16 protein-coding genes and 1 tRNA gene are annotated in these 19280 nt (G+C 66.3%); 10 read left to right on the forward strand and 7 right to left on the reverse strand.

Annotated elements, in window-relative coordinates:
• Positions 1–2 precede the first annotated feature (2 nt).
• The 3 genes from ACIQF4_RS08925 to ACIQF4_RS08935 all read left to right on the forward strand — a co-directional run bounded on the left by ACIQF4_RS08925 (position 3) and on the right by ACIQF4_RS08935 (position 4559).
• The gene (locus ACIQF4_RS08925; protein WP_400515048.1) at positions 3–2834 is read left to right on the forward strand and encodes a molybdopterin-dependent oxidoreductase; all 2832 of its coding nucleotides are present in this window, start codon (positions 3–5) and stop codon (positions 2832–2834) included.
• 76 nt (positions 2835–2910) lie between these two features.
• Complete coding sequence (locus ACIQF4_RS08930) at positions 2911–3891, forward strand: aldo/keto reductase (protein ID WP_400515047.1); 981 nt, start codon at positions 2911–2913, stop codon at positions 3889–3891.
• 17 nt (positions 3892–3908) lie between these two features.
• Positions 3909–4559: a uracil-DNA glycosylase gene (locus ACIQF4_RS08935; RefSeq protein ID WP_400515045.1), complete on the forward strand. Its 651-nt coding sequence runs from the start codon at positions 3909–3911 to the stop codon at positions 4557–4559.
• Here ACIQF4_RS08935 and nboR read toward each other — a convergent pair.
• Together nboR and aceE are read right to left on the reverse strand one after the other, a co-directional pair.
• Positions 4556–5182: a nicotine blue oxidoreductase gene (gene nboR / locus ACIQF4_RS08940; RefSeq protein ID WP_400515044.1), complete on the reverse strand. Its 627-nt coding sequence runs from the start codon at positions 5180–5182 to the stop codon at positions 4556–4558. The genes ACIQF4_RS08935 and nboR overlap by 4 nt on opposite strands.
• 89 nt (positions 5183–5271) lie before the next feature.
• Positions 5272–8037, reverse strand: coding sequence for a pyruvate dehydrogenase (acetyl-transferring), homodimeric type (aceE, locus tag ACIQF4_RS08945; protein WP_400515042.1), 2766 nt, complete (start codon positions 8035–8037; stop codon positions 5272–5274).
• Positions 8038–8350: 313 nt separating this feature from the next.
• Here aceE and ACIQF4_RS08950 point away from each other — a divergent pair, with 313 nt between their 5' ends.
• Genes ACIQF4_RS08950 through ACIQF4_RS08960 form a run of 3 tightly spaced genes read left to right on the forward strand, consistent with a single transcriptional unit; the run spans position 8351 to position 11458 of the window.
• Positions 8351–9919: an NCS1 family nucleobase:cation symporter-1 gene (locus tag ACIQF4_RS08950; protein WP_231454019.1), complete on the forward strand. Its 1569-nt coding sequence runs from the start codon at positions 8351–8353 to the stop codon at positions 9917–9919.
• A gap of 10 nt (positions 9920–9929) precedes the next feature.
• A complete protein-coding gene (locus ACIQF4_RS08955) occupies positions 9930–10673 on the forward strand; it encodes an aspartate/glutamate racemase family protein (protein WP_400515040.1) in 744 nt (247 codons plus the stop codon).
• Between the two features lie 23 nt (positions 10674–10696).
• A complete protein-coding gene (locus tag ACIQF4_RS08960; RefSeq protein ID WP_400515039.1) occupies positions 10697–11458 on the forward strand; it encodes an SDR family oxidoreductase in 762 nt (253 codons plus the stop codon).
• Between the two features lie 22 nt (positions 11459–11480).
• On the opposite strand, the gene ACIQF4_RS08965 is transcribed toward ACIQF4_RS08960, so the two are convergent.
• The gene (locus ACIQF4_RS08965; protein ID WP_400515038.1) at positions 11481–11858 is read right to left on the reverse strand and encodes a sterol carrier family protein; all 378 of its coding nucleotides are present in this window, start codon (positions 11856–11858) and stop codon (positions 11481–11483) included.
• 126 nt (positions 11859–11984) lie between these two features.
• Here ACIQF4_RS08965 and ACIQF4_RS08970 point away from each other — a divergent pair, with 126 nt between their 5' ends.
• Positions 11985–12356, forward strand: a complete 372-nt coding sequence (locus ACIQF4_RS08970; RefSeq protein ID WP_400515036.1) for a VOC family protein — start codon at positions 11985–11987, stop codon at positions 12354–12356.
• 49 nt (positions 12357–12405) lie between these two features.
• Here the strand turns inward: ACIQF4_RS08970 and ACIQF4_RS08975 are convergent, their stop codons facing one another.
• Complete coding sequence (locus ACIQF4_RS08975; protein ID WP_350003012.1) at positions 12406–13422, reverse strand: asparaginase; 1017 nt, start codon at positions 13420–13422, stop codon at positions 12406–12408.
• 36 nt (positions 13423–13458) lie between these two features.
• Positions 13459–15066 (reverse strand): molybdopterin-dependent oxidoreductase, encoded by a 1608-nt coding sequence (locus tag ACIQF4_RS08980; RefSeq protein WP_350003011.1) that lies wholly within the window; start codon positions 15064–15066, stop codon positions 13459–13461.
• A gap of 110 nt (positions 15067–15176) precedes the next feature.
• On the opposite strand from ACIQF4_RS08980, the gene purD reads away from it, so the two are divergent.
• A complete protein-coding gene (gene purD / locus ACIQF4_RS08985; protein ID WP_350003062.1) occupies positions 15177–16493 on the forward strand; it encodes a phosphoribosylamine--glycine ligase in 1317 nt (438 codons plus the stop codon).
• Position 16494: 1 nt separating this feature from the next.
• On the forward strand, positions 16495–17433 hold the full coding sequence (locus ACIQF4_RS08990) for a phosphoribosylaminoimidazolesuccinocarboxamide synthase (protein WP_350003009.1): 939 nt from the start codon (positions 16495–16497) through the stop codon (positions 17431–17433).
• Between the two features lie 35 nt (positions 17434–17468).
• Here the strand turns inward: ACIQF4_RS08990 and ACIQF4_RS08995 are convergent, their stop codons facing one another.
• Positions 17469–18734, reverse strand: a complete 1266-nt coding sequence (locus ACIQF4_RS08995) for a helix-turn-helix transcriptional regulator (protein ID WP_350003007.1) — start codon at positions 18732–18734, stop codon at positions 17469–17471.
• Between the two features lie 133 nt (positions 18735–18867).
• Between ACIQF4_RS08995 and ACIQF4_RS09000 the strand changes: the two genes are divergently transcribed.
• Positions 18868–19083 (forward strand): hypothetical protein, encoded by a 216-nt coding sequence (locus ACIQF4_RS09000; protein ID WP_231454009.1) that lies wholly within the window; start codon positions 18868–18870, stop codon positions 19081–19083.
• A 106-nt stretch (positions 19084–19189) separates the two neighbouring features.
• Here ACIQF4_RS09000 and ACIQF4_RS09005 read toward each other — a convergent pair.
• A tRNA-Pro gene (locus ACIQF4_RS09005) sits at positions 19190–19266 on the reverse strand.
• Between the last annotated feature and the right edge of the window lie 14 nt (positions 19267–19280).

Genomic DNA, 19280 nt, shown 5'->3' on the forward strand with positions numbered 1-19280 from the left:
GCATGGCCGTCGAAATCAACGGAAACGCGGCGGACGCCGCACCCCGCCCGGGCCAGTGCCTGCGGACCTTCCTGCGCGAGCAGGGCAACCTCGGCGTGAAGAAGGGGTGCGACGGCGGTGACTGCGGCGCCTGCACCGTCCACGTGGACGGAACCCCGGTGCACAGCTGCATCTACCCGGCGGTCCGCGCAGAGGGGCACGCGGTCACCACCATCGAGGGTCTGGCGGCAACCGCCGGCGGGGCTGCGGACCTGCATCCGGTGCAGCAGCAGTTTATGGAGCGGCAGGGGTTCCAGTGTGGCTTCTGCACTGCGGGCATGGTGATGACCGCCGCCACCTTCGACGACGGGCAGACAGAGAACCTGCCCCGGAACCTCAAGGGAAACCTGTGCCGCTGCACCGGCTACCGTGCCATCTCGGACGCCGTCTGCGGCCACGCCGGACACCCGGATCCCGAAGGCCCGGGCTCCGGAATCGCCGGGGCAGGCCAGCCGGACCCCGAACCCGGACGGCTCGGTGACGACGTCCCGGCCCCGGCCAGCCGCGCCGTGGTCACCGGCACCGCCCGCTACACCCTGGACGTTCCCGCAGACCAGCTGCAGGGCCTGCTGCACCTCAAGCTCCTGCGCTCGCCGCATGCCCATGCAAGGGTGCTGGCCATTAATACCGAGGCTGCCCTGAAGGTGCCGGGAGTCGTGGCGGTCTTCACCCACCGGGACGCGCCGGAGCAGCTGTTTTCCACCGCCCAGCATGAACTCTTCACGGATGACCCGGACGATACCCGGGTGCTGGATGACGTAGTGCGGTTCCGGGGCCAGCGCGTGGCCGCGGTGGTGGCCGAGACAGTGGCCGCCGCCGAGGCCGGGGTGTGGGCCCTGGAGGTGCAGTATGAGGAACGTCCGGCTGTTTTCTCCCCGCAGGACGCGCTGCTGCCCGGCGCGCCGCTGGTGCACGGGGACAAGGACGGGACGGTGTCCCGCATCTCCCGGCCCGGACAGAACGTGGTGGCCGAGCTCCATTCCGAACTGGGGAGCGTGGCCGAGGGGTTCGCCGCGGCGGACTTCATCCACGAACAGACCTACCGCACCCAGCGGGTGCAGCACGTGGCCCTGGAAACCCATGCGGCCATCGCCTCAGTTGACGATGAAGGGCGCCTGCAGGTCCGGACCTCCAGCCAGGTTCCGTTCCTGGTCCGGCGCACTCTGTGCAGGGTCTTCGGGCTGCCGGAGGATCAGGTGCACGTGTTGGCAGGCCGGGTAGGCGGCGGCTTCGGCGGCAAGCAGGAGGTCCTGACCGAGGACATCGTGGCGCTGGCGGCCCTGAAACTGGGGCGACCCGTCCAGCTCGAACTGACCCGCACGGAACAGTTCACCGCCACCACCACCCGCCATCCCTTCACCATCAAGCTCAAGGCCGGCGCCAGCGTGGACGGCAGGCTGACGGCCCTGGAACTGGACGTCCTGACCAACACCGGCGCGTACGGCAACCACGGGCCCGGCGTGATGTTCCACGGCTGCGGGGAGTCCCTGGCGGTCTACAAGTGCGACAACAAAAAAGTGGACGCCCACGCGATGTACACCAACACCGTCCCGGCCGGGGCGTTCCGGGGGTACGGGTTGAGCCAGATGATTTTCGCCATTGAGTCCGCCATGGACGAGCTCGCGGCCGGCATCGGCATGGACCCCTTTGAGTTCCGCCGCCGGAACATGGTGCGCGAGGGCGACCTGATGCTTTCCACGCAGCCGGATCCCGAGGAGGACGTACACTACGGAAGCTACGGCCTGGACCAGTGCCTGAGCCTGGTCCGCGATGCGCTGGCCCGCGGCCGGGAGCGCTACCGCGCCGCCGGCCTGGACGAGCTGGGCCCGGAGTGGCTGACCGGAGAGGGCACTGCCCTGTCCATGATCGACACCGTGCCCCCGCGCGGGCATTTTGCCCACTCCCGGCTCCGGCTCCTGCCGGACGGAACGTACCAGGCCGACGTCGGCACCGCGGAGTTCGGCAACGGCACCACCACCGTCCACGCCCAGCTGGCTGCCACGGCGCTCTCCACGGAGGCTGCAAAGGTCGTGGTGCGGCAGTCCGATACCGACCTGGTGGAGCACGATACCGGCGCCTTCGGGTCCGCCGGAACGGTGGTGGCCGGGAAGGCCACGCTCGCGGCGGCGGAGGAACTCGCCGTCCGGATCCGCGCCTTCGCCGCAGGCATCCGCCAGACCCAGGCCTCCGCGTGCGTCCTTGCCGGGGACGCCGTGGTGATTGACGGTACCCCCGTGGCACTGGCTGAACTGGCCCGGAAGGCTGCGGAGGCCGGCGTCGAACTCGCGGCAGAAGGGCGCTGGGGCGGGACGCCGCGGTCCGTGGCATTCAACGTGCACGGCTTCAGGGTGGCGGTGAACCGCGGCACGGGAGAGCTGAAGATCCTGCAGAGCGTGCAGGCAGCGGACGCGGGCGTGGTGGTGAACCCGCGCCAGTGCCGCGGCCAGATCGAAGGCGGCATTGCCCAGGCGATCGGTGCCGCACTGTATGAGGAGGTGGTGGTGGACGACGCCGGCCGGGTCACCACGGACATCCTGCGGCAGTACCACATCCCCACCTTCGCGGACGTGCCGCGCAGCGAGGTGTACTTCGCGGACACCAACGACAAACTGGGTCCCCTCGGTGCCAAGTCCATGAGCGAGAGCCCCTTCAACCCGGTGGCTCCGGCGCTCGCGAACGCCATCCGCAACGCCACCGGCGTAAGGTTCGCCTCGCTGCCCATCGCCCGGGACAAGGTGTACCTGGGACTGAGGGAAGCGGGGCTGGTTCCCAACCTGCAGCGCTCGGCCACGTGAGTATCCGGCGCGGCGCGGCGCGGGGAGGGACCCGTAAAATTCCGGCCTCCCACGGGGCACCCCATATAGTCGAGGGATGGAACAGCGGATTTTAGGCAAGACCGGACGTAACGTCTCCGTCGTGGGACTCGGCACCTGGCAGCTTGGCGCAGACTGGGGCAACGTTGACCCGGCACAGGCCCAGGCCATCCTGGCGGCGTCCGCGGAGGCCGGCGTGAACTTCTTCGACACCGCGGACGTGTACGGCGACGGCAAGAGCGAGCAGGCCATCGGGAAGTTCCTCGCGGACAACCCCGGCCTGGACATCACGGTTGCCACCAAGATGGGCCGGCGCGTGGACCAGCGCCCGGAGAACTACGCCCTGGCCAACTTCCGCCAGTGGGTGGACCGGTCCCGGAAGAACCTCGGCACCGACACCCTGGACCTGGTCCAGCTGCACTGCCCGCCCACCCCGGTGTACAGCAACAATGAGGTCTACGACGCCCTGGATACCCTGGTGTCCGAAGGCGCCATCCGCAACTACGGCGTCAGCGTGGAGCGCACGGACGAGGCACTGGCAGCGATCCGCCATTCGGGCACGGCCTCCGTCCAGATCATCCTGAACGCCTTCCGGCTCAAGCCCCTGGACGAAGTCCTTCCCGCCGCGAAGGCAGCCAACGTGGGCATCATTGCCCGCGTGCCGCTCGCTTCCGGCCTGCTGTCCGGCAAGTACTCGAAGGAAACCACCTTTGCGGAGAACGACCACCGGAACTACAACCGCAACGGTGATTCGTTCGACGTCGGCGAGACCTTCTCCGGCGTGGACTACGAACTCGGGCTGAAGGCCGTGGCCGAGTTCGAGCAGCTTGTTCCTTCCGGTGCCACCACAGCCCAGGCGGCCATCGCCTGGATCGCGGCCCAGGACGGCGTCACTACGGTAATTCCCGGCGCCCGCAACGTGGACCAGGCAACGGCCAACGCAGCCGCTGCTTCCGTGCAGGTCGGTGAAGAGTTCGACGCCGGCGTCCGCTGGATCTACGACCACTACTTCCGCGAAGCCATCCACCCGCGCTGGTAACCGTTCGCCGCCTGCCGGTGACTGACCCCGTCAACGCGTTCGTGGAGCGGCTCGCGGCCGTACCCACGGTTGAGGGCCGCACCAACTTCTTTGACCAGGGCCACCCGGGCAACGCCGTGCGCCGGCGCAACCTGGAGCTTTACCTCTCCGAGATGCTGGACCGCGCGCCGAAGGTGCTGCTGCTGGGCGAGGCCCCCGGCTTCAGGGGCATGCGGATCACCGGCGTTCCCTTCACCAACCGCACCATGTTCCAGGGACCGGCCAACGGTTTTGGACTGTTCGGGCCGGGCAAGGGCTATGCACTGCCTGCCGAGGCGGAGGGAGTGGCCGCCGAGCCGACGGCAACGGTGATGTGGGAGGTCCTGGTGGGACTGGAGTTCCTGCCCGTGCTGTGGAGTGCCTGCCCGTGGCATACCCATGTGCCCGGAAAGCCGCAGTCCAACCGGACGCCGCGGATCACCGAAGCAAGGCTGGGCACTCCTTTTTGGCAGTCATTGGTTGAGCTTTTCGGCATTGAGGAAGTGGTGGCCGTAGGAAACATCGCGCACCGGAGCCTGCTGTCCAGCGGCGTGGACGCGCCCAAGGTCCGGCATCCCTCCCACGGCGGACGCTCGGGTTTCAAGCGGGGCCTCGAGGAGTTGCTCCTCGCCGGAAGCATCACCACCTAGTCCAGCAGGTACAGCTGCTCCGGCGCGTCAACGTCAAGGCCGCTGGAGAGATCGCTGCAGTCCACCTCGTCGACCAGCTCCGGGTGGGCCCGCAGGAAGGCGCGCGCCCCGGCATCGCCCGCCACTGTATCCGCCACGGCCTGGCGCAGGGCGGAGTCGATCACCAGCGGGTGGCCGCGCCGGTGCCCGCCGCCACCCTCTGTTGCGGCAGCACCGCCGTCGTACGCGGCCGCGGTGACCCGGCCCGGACGGTGGGCCGCGAGGAGCCTCCGAACCGTTGCGGCAGTCACGCCGGGCTGGTCCACGAGCGAGACCATCAGGTGGTCCCGGGCATCAGCGGTGGCATTGCCGAGCAGGAGCGAGCTGCCCATTCCCGACCGCCAGTCCTGGTTCACCACGATGCGGCAGCGGTCCAGCCCGGCGGCAGCCTGGACGTCCCCGGCACCCGCGCCGAGCACCACCACAACCTCGCGGCAGCCGCCGTCGAGCAGTGCTGCCGCCACTGATTCAACCAAGGGCCGGCCACGGTAGGGGAGCAGCGCCTTAGGCCCCCGTCCCAGCCTGGTGCCTGCGCCGGCCGCGAGGACAACTCCCGTGGTGCCGGCCCCCTTCGTGTTCGCCATAGCTGCACCCTAGTGGAGTTTTTGTCCAGATATGCAGGGTTGCGAGGCCCGGAAGTCTGCATATCTGGACAAAAACTGGGCGCGTGGGGTCAGGCGTCGCCGCCGGTCGCGCCGGTGGTTCCGGCGTTGACGTCCAGGAGCTTGTAGCGGTCCATGGCGTACGACGGCGCCCCCTCCTCAACGTCGCCCCTCGCCGCGAGCATTTGCAGCGCTTTCACCACGATGGAGTGGGTGTCGTTCTTGAAGAAGCGGCGGGCTGCTGCGCGGGTGTCGGAGAATCCGAAGCCGTCTGCGCCGAGGGTGGCGAATTCGTTGGGGACGAACTGGCGGATCTGGTCCGGGACGGCTTTCATGTAGTCGGACACGGCGACGACGGGGCCGGTGGCTCCTTCGAGCTGCTGGGTGATGAAGGGGACGCGGGCGGGTTCGCCGGGGTTGAGGAAGGCTTCCTCTTCGGCGGCGAGGCCGTCGCGGCGCAGTTCGTTCCAGGAGGTCACGGACCAGACGTCGGCGGAGACGGACCAGTCCTCGGCGAGGATCCGCTGGGCTTCGAGGGCCCAGGGCACGGACACGCCGGACGCTAGGATCTGGGTGCGGGGGCTGTCGATCTTTGCCGGTGCCAGCAGGTAGATGCCCTTGATGACACCCTCGACGTCCAGTTCCTCCGGTTCGGCCGGCTGGGTGATGGGCTCGTTGTAGACCGTGAGGTAGTACATCAGGTTTTTGTCGGATGCAGATGCGGTTCCTTCGCCGCTTGCGGCCTCTCCGTACATGCGCTCGATGCCGTCGCGGATGATGTGGCCCATTTCGTACCCGTAGGCGGGGTCGTAGGTGACCACGGCGGGGTTGGTGGAGGCCAGCAGGGGGGAGTGGCCGTCGGCGTGCTGGAGTCCTTCGCCGGTGAGGGTGGTCCGTCCTGCGGTGGCTCCGATGATGAACCCGCGGGTCATTTGGTCCGCGGCTGCCCAGAAGGCGTCGCCGGTGCGTTGGAAGCCGAACATGGAGTAGAACACGTAGACCGGGACGAGTGGCACGCCGTGGGTGGCGTAGGCGGTGCCGGCGGCGGTGAACGCTGCCACGGCGCCGGCTTCGTTGATGCCGGGGTGGATCAGCTGGCCCTGGGCGGATTCCTTGTAGGCCAGGACCAGGTCGCGGTCCACCGAGAGGTAGTTCTGTCCGCCCGGGTTGTAGATCTTCGCGGTGGGGAAGAACGCGTCCATCCCAAACGTGCGCGATTCATCGGGCACGATAGGCACAATCCGGTGGCCAAACTTCTTGTCGCGGATAAGATCCTTCAGGAGTCGGACAAAAGCCATGGTGGTGGCGGCCTGTTGCTTGCCGGAGCCGCGTTTGGCGACCTCGTATGATTTGGCGTCGGGCAGTTCAACAGCCTGATGGTGTGAACGCCGCTCTGGTGTGAAGCCGCCAAGTTCGCGCCGGCGGTCCAGCAGGTAGGCGATCTCGGGTGCGTCCGCTCCCGGGTGGAAGTAGGGCGGCCGGTAGGGATCCTCTTCAAGGCGGGCATCGGAAATGGGAATGCGGAGATAATCCCTGAATTCCTTCAGATCCTGGAGCGTGAGTTTTTTCATCTGGTGGGTCGCGTTGCGGCCCTCGAAGTGTGGTCCGAGGCCGTAGCCCTTGACGGTTTTGGCGAGGATGACGGTGGGTTTGCCCTTGAACTCGGTTGCTGCCTTGTACGCGGCGTAGACCTTGCGGTAGTCGTGGCCGCCGCGTTTGAGGTTCCAGATCTGGTCATCGGTCAGGTCCGCGACGAGATCCTTGGTGGCCGGGTCCTTGCCGAAGAAGTGCTCGCGGACGAACCCGCCGGATTCGGCCTTGTAGGTCTGGTAGTCCCCGTCGGGGGTTTCGTTCATGATCTTCACCAGCGACCCGTCGGTGTCGCGGGCGAGCAGGTCATCCCATTCCCGGCCCCAGACGACCTTGATCACGTTCCAGCCGGCGCCGCGGAAGAACGCTTCGAGTTCCTGCATGATCTTGCCGTTGCCGCGGACCGGGCCGTCCAGGCGCTGGAGGTTGCAGTTGATCACGAAGTTCAGGTTGTCCAGGTTCTCGTTCGCGGCGAGCTGGAGCAGGCCGCGGGATTCGGGCTCGTCCATCTCCCCGTCGCCCAGGAACGCCCAGACCTGCTGGTCAGAGGTGTCTTTCAGGCCGCGGTTGTGCAGGTACCGGTTGGACTGGGCCTGGTAGATCGCGTTCATCGGCCCGATGCCCATGGACACGGTGGGGAATTCCCAGAAGTGCGGCATCAGCCGCGGGTGCGGGTAGGACGAGAGCGCGTGGCCTTCCTTGGACTTTTCCTGCCGGAACCCGTCCAGGTCCTCCTCCGAAAGCCGGCCTTCCATGAACGCGCGGGCGTACATGCCGGGGGAGGCGTGGCCCTGGAAGAAGACCTGGTCCCCGCCGCCGGGGTGGTCCTTGCCGCGGAAGAAGTGGTTGAACCCGACCTCGTACAGGGTCGCGGCGCCGGCGTAGGTGGAGATATGCCCGCCCACACCGATGTTCGCCCGCTGCGCACGGTGGACCATCACCGCGGCGTTCCACCGCATGTACGCCCGGTACCGGCGCTCGTACTCCTCGTTCCCGGGGAACTCGGCTTCCTGGTCCACCGGGATCGTGTTCACGTAATCGGTCGTGGTCACCATCGGCACCCCGACGCTCTGCGCACCCGCACGCTGCAGCAGGCTCCGCATGATGAATTGGGCACGCTCAGTGCCCTGTTCCCTGATCAACGAATCCAGGGACTCAACCCACTCGGCAGTCTCTTCCGGATCACGATCAGGCAGCTGGTTAGTCAACCCGCTGAGGATATGGGAGGTATCTTCTCCTGCAGCCACGTCAGCCTCTTTCGTCTTTGAATGCTGGGCCAATGTTTTCGTACTGTGAGAAAACATTATTGCTGTACGAGATTAGCGAGGATGCGGAAGTGCGGTCAAACACAAATGGCGGCCCGCAGCGCCGGCATAGGCCCGCTGGCGCGTGTGCGCCGATTGTGACTGGCGGCATCCCTGCGGCGCCTTGACCGTAGGTGATGCAGGTCATACTCTTATTCCACTAAGCAATATCTACTTTTCGCAATGTGGAATAACAGAACCGGTCTCCCCGGACCAGCGCTCACCACAGCGAAACCTTCAAGAACCGGAGATCCCCATGCAGACCCCTCCACCGGTCGGCGTCGAAAAGGCTCCTGACCTGACAGCGCCGTCAGACTCTTCCGCCCACCCCGCCACAGGCGTCGAAGCTCTTTGTGAATCAGCCAGCGCAGCATCAGGCCAGGCCATCAGCCCCACCCTCTACAACGTCGATCTTGCCCCCACCAAACGCGCCGGCCGGAGCTGGTCCGGCTACAGCATCTTCACCCTCTGGGCCAACGATGTCCACAGCCTCGGCAACTACGCCTTCGCCATCGGACTGTTCGCCCTGGGGCTTGGCGGCTGGCAGATACTGCTTGCCCTTGGCATCGGAGCTGCCTTGCTCTTCGGCCTCCTGAATCTTTCCGGATTCATGGGCGTCAAGACCGGTGTTCCCTTCCCGGTGATGAGCAGGATCAGCTTCGGCATCCGCGGCGCCCAGATCGCCAGCCTCCTCCGCGGCGCGGTCGCCGTCGCCTGGTTCGGCATCCAGACCTACCTCGCGTCCGTCGTCTTCCGCGTGATGCTCGTGGCCATGTTCCCGGGCCTTGGAGAACTGGACAAGGACTCCATCCTGGGCCTGTCCACCCTCGGGTGGATCGCCTTCGTCGTCCTCTGGGTTGTCCAGCTGGTCATCGTGAGCTTCGGCATGGAGATGATCCGCAAGTACGAGGCCTTTGCCGGCCCCATCATCCTGGTCACCATGGCCGCCATCGCCGTCTGGATCTTCATGGAAGCGGGCGGCGCCATTGCCTGGTCCTCGGACAACGCCCTCGAAGGGCCCCAGATGTGGCTCACGATATTCGCCGGCGGTGCCCTCTGGGTCTCCATCTACGGCACGTTCGTCCTGAACTTCTGCGACTTCACCCGCTCCGCCGTCTCCAAGAAGGCCGTGGTCCGCGGAAACTTCTGGGGCATCCCCATCAACATGCTCGTCTTCGGCGCGATCGTCGTGGTGATGGCCGGCGGGCAGTTCAAAATCAACGGAACCATCATCGAGAGCCCCTCGGACATCGTCCAGACCATCCCCAACACGCTTTTCCTGGTCCTGGCCTGCCTGGCGCTGCTGATCCTGACCATCGCCGTCAACCTCATGGCGAACTTCGTGGCCCCGGTCTATGCCCTCACCAACCTTTTCCCCAAGCACCTGGACTTCCGCAAGGCTGCCTTCGTCAGCGCGGTCATCGGCCTGGTCATCCTGCCCTGGAACCTCTACAACAACCCGCTGGTGATCGTGTACTTCCTGGGCGGCCTCGGCGCCCTGCTCGGCCCCCTGTTCGGCGTCGTCATGGCTGATTACTGGCTGATCCGCCGCGGCAAGGTCAACGTCCCCGAGCTGTACACCGCATCGCCGGAAGGTGCCTACTACTACAAGAACGGCGTCAACCCCAGGGCCATCATCGCCATGGTGCCGGCTGCGGTCCTGGCGCTCCTCATCGCCTTCGTCCCGGCACTGGCGGCAGCAGCACCGTTCGCCTGGTTCTTCGCCGCCGGCATCGCGGCCGCCCTGTACTTCTTCATTGCGGACCGCTCGCAGCGGCTCGAAGACCGTGACGGCGAGGCCATCGCCGTCGCCAGCAAACACTAAGGAGCCCCTTGTGCGCATACTCGTTGCGAACGTCAATACCACCCAATCCATGACGGACTCCATCGCTGCCTCGGCACGCAGCGTCGCCGCTCCAGGCACGGAGATCGTGGGAATTACACCCCGGTTCGGGGCGGACTCCTGCGAAGGAAACTTCGAAAGCTACCTGGCCGCCATCGCCGTGATGGACGCCGTCACCTCCTACCCGGAGCCGTTCGACGCCGTGGTGCAGGCCGGCTACGGCGAACACGGACGGGAGGGGCTGCAGGAACTCCTCGACGTCCCGGTGGTGGACATCACCGAGGCCGCCGCCAGCACCGCCATGTTCCTGGGCCACAAGTACTCGGTGGTCACCACCCTGGACCGCACCGTTCCGCTCATCGAGGACCGGCTGAAGCTGGCAGGACTGGACGCGCGCTGCGCCTCCGTCCGGGCCAGCGGCATGGCCGTCCTTGAACTTGAGGAGGAGCCGGAGCGCGCCGTGGAAGCCATCATCAACCAGGCGATGCTTGCCGTCAGCCAGGACAAGGCCGAGGTGATTGTGCTCGGCTGCGGCGGAATGGCCGGGCTGGATGAACAGATCAGGCAGCGTGCCGGAGTGCCCGTGGTGGACGGCGTCGCGTCTGCCGTGGCCATCGCCGAATCCCTGGTCCGCATGCGCCTGTCCACCTCCAAGGTCCGGACCTACGCTGCGCCGCGGCCCAAGACCGTCATAGGCTGGCCGCTGAACAGTGCCGGTGTCCCGGCATCGCTTTAGCACCCATATCCCAGGAGAACAGCGTGAACATTCCCCCTTCCGCCCTGCGCGTCGCCGTTGTTACCGGGGCAGGTTCCGGCATCGGGCGGGAGGTGGCCCGGCAGATGCTTGCCGCCGGCTACCGGGTAGCGCTGGCGGGCAGGCGGGAAGCGCAGTTGAAGGAGACGGCGGACAACCACCCGGAAGCGCTGGTGGTGCCGTGCGACGTCACCCGGCCCGACGACGTCGAGCGCCTTTTCGAGGCCGCACTGCAGCGCTGGGGCCGGGTGGACGTCCTGTTCAACAACGCCGGGGTGTTTGGCCCGGCAGCCAGCGTGGATGAAATTTCGCTGGAGGACTGGAACGCCACCCTGGCGGTGAACCTGACGGGGTCCATGCTGTGCGCCGCCGCCGCAGTCCGGGGCATGAAGGCGCAGGACCCGCAGGGCGGACGGATCATCAACAACGGCTCCATCTCCGCGCACTCGCCCCGGCCACGGACCGTGGCCTACGCCGTCACCAAGCATGCCATGACCGGCCTGACCAAGAGCATTGAACTGGACGGGCGGGGCTTTGGGATCACGTGCGGGCAGATCGACATCGGCAACACGGCCACGGACATCATGGACACCATCGGCGTGGGCGCGGGGGCGCTGCAGGCAGACGGCAGCCGCCGCGTGGAGCCGACTTTCCCCGTGGAGGACGCCGCCCGCGCGGTCCTGATGATGGCCAACATGCCGCCGTCCGCCAGTGTTGGATCGGTGGTCGTCACCGCAGCAGGGATGCCGTTCATCGGCCGCGGCTGACCCAACCCGCGAGCTGCCGGCGTTACAGCGGGAGGAGTGCCGAGAGGTCCGCGCGGAGTCCGGAGGCGGCGACTTTGTGTGCGGCCACAGCGTCCGCCCAGCCCAATTGGCCTGTGACCATCGCAAGCCAGGTGGCGGCGTCGCACTCTATGACGTTGGGCGGCGTGCCGCGCGTGTGCCGCGGTCCTTCCACGCACTGGGTGACGCCGAAAGGCGGCACCCGCACCTCCACCGAATTGCCCGGCGCCCGCGCGGTGAGCTCCTCGAGTGTGTAGCGCACCGCAGTTGCCAGGACGGCCCGCGGGAGAGGAACGTCCGACGACGGTCCGGCGGCTTTCCGCCACGCCTCCACCGCGGCGGCGCCTTCCTGGGGGTCGATCCGGCGACGGGCTACAGCCATTTTTGGGCCCCTTTCCTGGAGATGCAGCGGCAAAGGGAATCAGAGTACCGCGGATACTGAACAGGGAAGGAATTGGGTGGGGGAGTACGATCTGTAGCACCTCGTCACAAGGGAAAGGAACAGACCGTGCAGCTCGGCGCTTTCTCAGTATGCCTCAACGTCAAGGACATCGCCGCTTCAACGGCCTTCTACGAAAAGCTTGGATTTACGCGTTTTGCCGGTGACATCACGCAGAACTGGTTGATCCTGAAAAATGGCCAGGCTGTGGTGGGTCTCTTCCAGGGAATGCTGGAGCGGAACGCCCTGACCTTCAACCCCGGCTGGGACCAGGACGCCCGGCCGCTGGAGTCCTTCACGGACGTGAGCGACCTCCAGCGCGAACTGCAGGGCAAGGGCGTCAATTTCGCCAGCGAAGCGGAGGAAGGAACAACCGGGCCGGCGAGCTTCATTGTTGTTGATCCGGACGGCAACCCGGTGATCGTGGACCAGCACGTGTGACACGTTAAGTCCAGGAGTCCCAACCGAAAAGCATCCAGCCCAGAAGCACCTAGTCCAGAAGTGCTGACACTGCCGGGCCAAGGCGGATCTTTCCCACCGGCCGGCCGCCGCCCAGTACGGGATCAACCACCCTCTCCAGGACGCCGGCAACGGCGGGGATATCCACCGCGCCCGCCGCGGCCAGGAGGGTCAGGGCCACCAATGAGGTGGCACGCACGTTTCCGTCCAGGATCTTCACGGCTACGGAGACTCCCTGCGCTGTGGCCATGGCCAGCACGCCCTCCGCGCCGATTTTGGCGATAATCTCCAGCTCATCCATGACCAGCGTGTTGGCCTCGCCGACGCCCTGGACGGCCCAGGGGTAGTCCAGCATGGAGGTGGCGATGGTGGCGGCGCGGGCGCTGAAGCTCTGGTCGCCCGGCGCCTTTGCCAGCTGCGAGTACCCCCGGGCAAGCCCCTTGAGGGATACCGCGGCAACCGGTGCGCCACAGCCGTCAATGCCCAGGTGCGCAATTTTCTCGCCGGTGTATTCCTCCACCACGGTTCGGACGCGCTGCTGCAGGGGGTGGTTCGGTTCCAGGTAGCTGTGCGTGTCCCAGCCGTTTTCCGTGCAGGCCCAGAGGAACGCCGCGTGCTTTCCGGAGCAGTTGAACGCCAACCTGGACTTCCCCTTTTCGGAGCGGACCAGCCAGGTGCGGGCCGTCTCGTCCTGCGGCCAGGCCTCCGGACACTGGAGCTGGTCCTCCCGGACCCCGGCGGCTTTAAGCATTCCCGCCACCACGTCCATGTGGTCCAGGGATCCGGTGTGGCTTCCGCAGGCAACAGCCACCTGCGCGCCCCGCAAAGGCACGCCGGACTGCATGGACGCAAGGGCCTGGAACGGCTTGAGCGTGGACCTGGCAAGGATGGGCGTGTTGATGTCGCCCAGTTCGGTGACGACCGATCCGTCCGCCGCCAGGAGGACGGCCGAGCCGATGTGCCGGGATTCCACAAAGCCGCTGCGTTCGACGACGGCCAGTTCCACGGCGGAGTCCACGGTAAAGGTGGCATGGGGGTTGTGGGGCATGCTGCCAGTCTATGGGTCGCCCCACTGAATGCCGCGTTACTCCACGGTGACCATCACGGACTGCCAGCCGGACGCGCCGTCGGGTACGGGGTCCGCGCGCTGCTCCGTCTGCACCTCGCCGGTGCCGTCGGTGGCCCGGACCTTGATGTAATGCTGTCCCGGAGCGGCGTTCCACTGGTAGGACCACTGCCGCCAGGTGACCAGGGACGCCTCTGTGGACAGCTCGGCCTCCATCCAGTCGCCGTCGTCCACCTGGATCTCCACCTTGGTGATCCCCCGGGTCTGTGCCCAGGCGGTGCCGCCCACGGCAACCTTCCCGGCTGGTACCTTGGCGAAGGACTTGGGCACGTCCACCCGGGCCATGGTCTTGATGGGGCCGCGTTCGGACCAGCCCCGCTCGGTCCAGTACGCCTTGCTGTCGGCGAACCGGGTGACCTCCAGGTCCACCACCCACTTGGTGGCGGACACGAATCCGTACAGGCCAGGGACCACCATCCGCACCGGGTAGCCGTGCTCCAGCGGCAGCGGCTCACCGTTCATGCCGATTGCCAGCATTGCGTCCCGGTCGTCCTGCAGTACCTCCAGCGGCGTTGAGGCGCTGAAGCCGTCGATGGAGGTGGAGAGGACCATGTCCGCGCCGTCCTTGGGCCGGGCGCGCTTGAGCACTTCCCGGAGGGGAAATCCCAGCCATTTGGCGTTGCCGGCGAGGTTGCCGCCCACGGGGTTGGACACGCAGGTGAGCGTCACATGGGATTCGATCAGGTCGGCGTCGAGCAGGTCCTGGAAGGTGAGCCGGACTTCCTCCTCAACCATGCCGTGGACGCGGAGCTCCCAGTCCGCCACGTCGATTTCCGGCACGCTGAGTGCGGTGTCGATGCGGTAGAAGTCGCCGTTCGGCGTTACCCAGGGCTGCACCCCGGGCACCGGAGACTGGACGCCGGCAGGAACGGGCGGCGCCGCCTTGGCAGGCACTGGCAGCTGCAGGGCATCCCGCGCCTGGAGGATATTGCTGCGTGCAGCACCCAGCAGCCGTCCGCCAGTTGCGGCCAGGCCGGCGGCGGCTGCGGTGATTCCAGCAGCCGCGAAAAACCTGCGGCGGCTGGTTGCGGCGCGGGGCGTCGCGCCCGGCGCGGCCCCTGCATCAGGGGAGTCTCCAACGGCGGAACCGGCCGCCGCTTCCGGCCACGCCTTCGTTGCCGGCACCCTGTTGACCAGGAACCGCAGCACCAGGAGGCCGGCGAAAGTTCCCACCACCGTAGGCAGCGCTTCATATGCCCCCACGCCGGCGCGGGTCACAACGCTGGCCACAATGACGGCGCCCATGAACAGGACGCCAAGGACACCCAGCGCCCATTTCCGGTGGGCCACCACCCCCAGCACGCATGCCAGCGCTGCAATGGTCAAGCCCATGCCCACGAAGAGCGCAACCTTGTCATTGGTGCCGAACGTGGCGATGGCGAAGTCCTTCAGCCAGGAGGGCGTGAAGTCGATGAAGGTTGAGCCCAGGGCGATCACCGGCGTTGCGCGGGCAGTGAAGAAAGCCCCGAGCAGTTCGGCCACGGCAAGGACGACGGCGGCCGCCACCACGCCTGCCAGCGCCGCCATAGCAGTGGGTCCCCGGAACCAGTTCTTCAGCTTCTCCATGAACGCTATTCGGAGCGGACCGGGTCCGGGATTGTCTCCTTCGCCGGGCGCGGCATCCACCGTGACACAGCTTAGGAGCCTGCAGGGTGCACAAAGTACCCTTGGAGACTGTGAAGGTACTCGTCATTGGCCCTGGAGGCCGCGAACACGCCATTGTCCGCTCCCTGCTCGCCGACCCCAACGTGTCCGAGGTCCACGCAGCTCCCGGCAACGCCGGTATCAGCAAACTGGTCCCCACCCACAAGATTGACGGCAATGATCCCGACGCCGTCGCCGCACTGGCCACCAGGCTGACGGTGGACCTGGTGGTGGTTGGCCCCGAGGCTCCGCTGGCCGCGGGTGTGTCCGACGCCGTTCGTGCGGCCGGCATCCCGGTGTTCGGTCCCAGCAAGGCCGCAGCACAGCTGGAGGCGTCCAAGGCGTTCGCCAAGGAAATCATGGCGGAAGCGGGAGTGCCCACCGCCATGGCCATGGTGGCCACCAACGCCGAGGAAGCCGAATCGGCCCTCGATACCTTCGGGGCACCCTACGTGGTGAAGGATGACGGGCTCGCCGCAGGAAAGGGTGTGGTGGTCACCAAGGACCGCGGGGAAGCACTGGCCCACGCACAGTCCTGCTTCGATGCCGGCGGCTCCGTGGTGATCGAGGAGTTCCTGGACGGTCCCGAGGTTTCGCTCTTTGTCCTCTGCGACGGCCACAACACCGTGGCGCTTTCACCCGCCCAGGACTTCAAACGGATTTTCGACCGGGACGAGGGCCCCAACACCGGCGGCATGGGCGCCTACACACCGCTCGAGTGGGCACCGGAAGGCCTGGTCCAGGAAGTCATTGAACGCGTGGCCCAGCCCACCGTCAACGAGATGGCCCGCCGCGGCACCCCGTTCGTGGGCGTGCTGTTCGTGGGGCTGGCCCTCACCTCCCGCGGCACCCGCGTCATCGAGTTCAATGTCCGCTTTGGTGATCCGGAAACACAGGCCGTGCTGGCACGGCTCAAGACCCCCCTCGGCGCCCTGCTGCTGGCGGCCGCCAAGGGCGAACTGGACAAGGCAGAGGAGCTGCGGTGGGCCAAGGAAACTGCCGTCGCCGTCGTCGTCGCGTCCGAAAACTATCCTGATACTCCCCGCACCGGGGACCGCATCCGCGGGCTCAAGAAGGTGGAGGAGCTCGACGGCGTCCACGTCATCCATGCCGGCACCGCCTTCGACGAGGAGGGCAAAGTGGTGTCCGCGGGCGGGCGAGTGCTCGCCGTCGTCGCCCTCGGCAGCGACCTCGTGGACGCGCGCGAAAAAGCGTACGACGGCGTGGAGCTGGTCCAGCTAGAAGGCTCGCAGTACCGCACGGATATTGGCGGCAAAGCCGCCCGCGGGGAGATAAAGGTCCCCTCCACTGCCAGCGCATCCCTCCACGGGACCAAGACGAAGGCCTGATATGAGCAACGATCCAGCACCCCGCGGTTTCAACACCAAGACCCTCGAACTTCCCGGATGGACGCACGTCTACTCGGGCAAGGTCAGGGACCTCTACGAGCCGGCTGACGAGGCCATCCTGCAGCGTATGGGCCAGGACTGCGTGCTGGTGGTGGCCAGCGACCGGATCAGCGCCTTTGACCACGTCCTGTCCTCCCTGATCCCGGACAAGGGACGCATCCTGACGCAGCTCAGCCTGTGGTGGTTCGACCAGCTGGACGTGGACCACCACGTCCTGGGCTCCACGGTGGAGGACGGCGTCCCGGCCGAGGTGGAGGGCCGGGCCATGATTTGCAAGAAGCTGGACATGTTCCCGGTGGAGTGCATCGCCCGCGGCTACCTCACAGGCACCGGCCTGCAGGAGTACAAAGCCTCCGGGACAGTGTGCAGCATTCCACTGCCGGAGGGGCTGGTTGACGGGTCGCGCCTGGACCGCCCGCTCTTCACGCCATCGGCCAAGGCCGAGGTTGGCGAGCATGACGAGAACATCAGCTACGATGCCGTGGTGGCCATGGTTGGCGACGATATTGCCGGGCGCCTGAGTGAGCTGACGCTCAAGATCTACAGCACCGCTGAGAAAATTGCCCGGGAGCGCGGAATCATCCTGGCGGACACAAAGGTCGAATTTGGCTATGACCCGGTCTCGGGGCTCATCACCCTGGGGGATGAGGTGCTGACGCCGGATTCGTCACGCTTCTGGGATGCCGCCACCTACCAGCCGGGACAGGCACAGCCGTCCTACGACAAACAGTATGTGCGCGATTGGCTGACGTCTGCTGAGTCGGGCTGGGACAAGTCCTCGGATACGCCGCCGCCGGCGCTGCCCAACGAGGTTGTGGACCGTACCCGCGGCCGCTACGTCGAGGCCTACGAGAAACTTACGGGGAAAACCTTCGCCTGACGGAGCCCCAGCTGCTCCCGGCGGATGTGGTGTGACTAGCTGGCCTTGGCAGCGGCTGCCGCGCGCTGCTGGGCCAGTTTTATTTCCAGGACCGCGTCCATGGCCTGCTGGACGCGGTCAGCTGCTCCTGCCGCGCTGAAGGCCTTCTGGGCTTCCTCGAGGTGCACCAGGGCTTCCTCGGATTCGCCTGCGGCCTTGAGTGACTTGCCCAGCAGCAGCGACACTTCACCGGCGGTGTGCTTTGCCAGGCTGGCGCGCTCCGCATGGATCTCGCGGAGCTTCTCGACGGCGGCAACGATGTCCCCGGTCAGGTACAGCCAGCGGGCGCGGATGAAGGCGACCTCCAGCTGGTCCGATTTGTTGCCGCCCACGATGGACAGGGCCAATTCGGCCCTCTCGATCGAGGACAGTGTTTCCGGTTCAACGATCCCTGAGGACAGGCGAACCGCCGCCGAGGCCTTGTTGAACCGGGCCCACAGTTCGATGTCGTTGGCGGGGGAGAGCAGCCGGGCTGCCCGTTCATGGTGCTTGATACCCTCCTGGTAATCGTGCCGCATGAAGGCGACGTTGCCGATCACCCACGCCACTTCGCCGGCGAGCTGGGACATGGAGTGCTCGTCCACGTGGTCGATCATGGCCTGGCAGTATTTCCACGCCTCGTCGAGCCGGCCGCTTTCGGCAAGCGCACCGATCAATGCCCGGTGGGCGCCGATAATGAGCGTGGAACCCTTCGGCAGCTGCGAACACAGCCGTACAGCTTCCATGGCGTGCTCCACCGCCGCGCTCAGCTGGCCCTGGCCCTGGGAGATGCCTGCAAGCATCTGGCGGGCCCGTACAGCGAGGCCCGCCGATTCGGTGGCCATGGGGTGCTCCAGCAGGTGCTGCATGATCCGCTGGCATTCCTGCCAGTTGCCCTGCTTGATGAGGCACTCCGCCTGCATGTACGTCATGTTCCACCAGGCGCTGGTGTTCCTGCCTTCGAGGGCTATCTTGGCGGCCGTGGCTGCGTGGCTGGCCGCCAGCTGATAGTCCCTCAGGTCCCACGCCTGCCGGGCATACAACCCGGCGAGGACGTACTCGGCATCGCTTACTGAGATGGGCTGGCTCCAAGCCTCCAGCGCCTTGGGTGCCAGTTCCAGCCTGCGTGCCAGTTCCTCGATGACCTCCGCCGTAGGTTCCCTGCGGCCGGTCTCAAGTAGTGAAATATAGCTAGGGGAGTACAGGTCCTTTCCCAGTTCCGCCTGTGTCAGCCCCCGTTCGAGACGCTCCGCGCGGAGCTTCTCCCCGAATCCGTTGCCCACGGGTTTTCCTCCTTTTCCGGACGGTCTTCGTACAAAATGCTTGACAGTCCCTGTGGAAAACATTTTACAATGTATGTCAACAAGGACAGTGCTGGCTTTGTAACGAATCCGACTCGTATTGAGGAACCCATTTATGTTGAAGAAGATCGCAACCGCGGCCGTACTGGCAGGCGCCCTTGCTTTTTCTGCGGCGGCTCCAGCTGTCCTGTCTGCCGGTTCCCTCGGGGACTCTGCCGGAACTTCGGTAGCCGTTGGAAACTGGCCTGACCCGATGTCCAAGAAGACCAAGGACAAGAGCATCGATACCTCGTACACCACGTACGTAGGCAACTGGCCTGACCCGATGTAAAAAGCTTCCTCACACCAGGAGGCGAGGATGGCCCCGGAGCGCAAGCTTCGGGGCTGTTTCCTTTAAGACAAGAAGAGGGCCTCCATAAGGAGACCCTCTTTCTTTTTGGTCGGGATGACAGGATTTGAACCTGCGACCTCTTCGTCCCGAACGAAGCGCGCTACCAAGCTGCGCTACATCCCGATCCGCTGCAAAAG

This window comes from Pseudarthrobacter sp. NPDC092202 (assembly GCF_044755505.1).
GTDB lineage: Bacteria > Actinomycetota > Actinomycetes > Actinomycetales > Micrococcaceae > Arthrobacter.

Coding starts and splice junctions, on each gene's coding strand:
- ACIQF4_RS08975 (WP_350003012.1), bottom strand. CDS start 13,422: ATGCCCCACAACCCCCATGCCACCTTTACCGTGGACTCCGCCGTGGAA.
- ACIQF4_RS08990 (WP_350003009.1), top strand. CDS start 16,495: ATGAGCAACGATCCAGCACCCCGCGGTTTCAACACCAAGACCCTCGAA.
- ACIQF4_RS08925 (WP_400515048.1), top strand. CDS start 3: ATGGCCGTCGAAATCAACGGAAACGCGGCGGACGCCGCACCCCGCCCG.
- ACIQF4_RS08950 (WP_231454019.1), top strand. CDS start 8,351: ATGCAGACCCCTCCACCGGTCGGCGTCGAAAAGGCTCCTGACCTGACA.
- ACIQF4_RS09000 (WP_231454009.1), top strand. CDS start 18,868: ATGTTGAAGAAGATCGCAACCGCGGCCGTACTGGCAGGCGCCCTTGCT.
- ACIQF4_RS08965 (WP_400515038.1), bottom strand. CDS start 11,858: ATGGCTGTAGCCCGTCGCCGGATCGACCCCCAGGAAGGCGCCGCCGCG.
- ACIQF4_RS08980 (WP_350003011.1), bottom strand. CDS start 15,066: ATGGAGAAGCTGAAGAACTGGTTCCGGGGACCCACTGCTATGGCGGCG.
- ACIQF4_RS08930 (WP_400515047.1), top strand. CDS start 2,911: ATGGAACAGCGGATTTTAGGCAAGACCGGACGTAACGTCTCCGTCGTG.
- nboR (WP_400515044.1), bottom strand. CDS start 5,182: ATGGCGAACACGAAGGGGGCCGGCACCACGGGAGTTGTCCTCGCGGCC.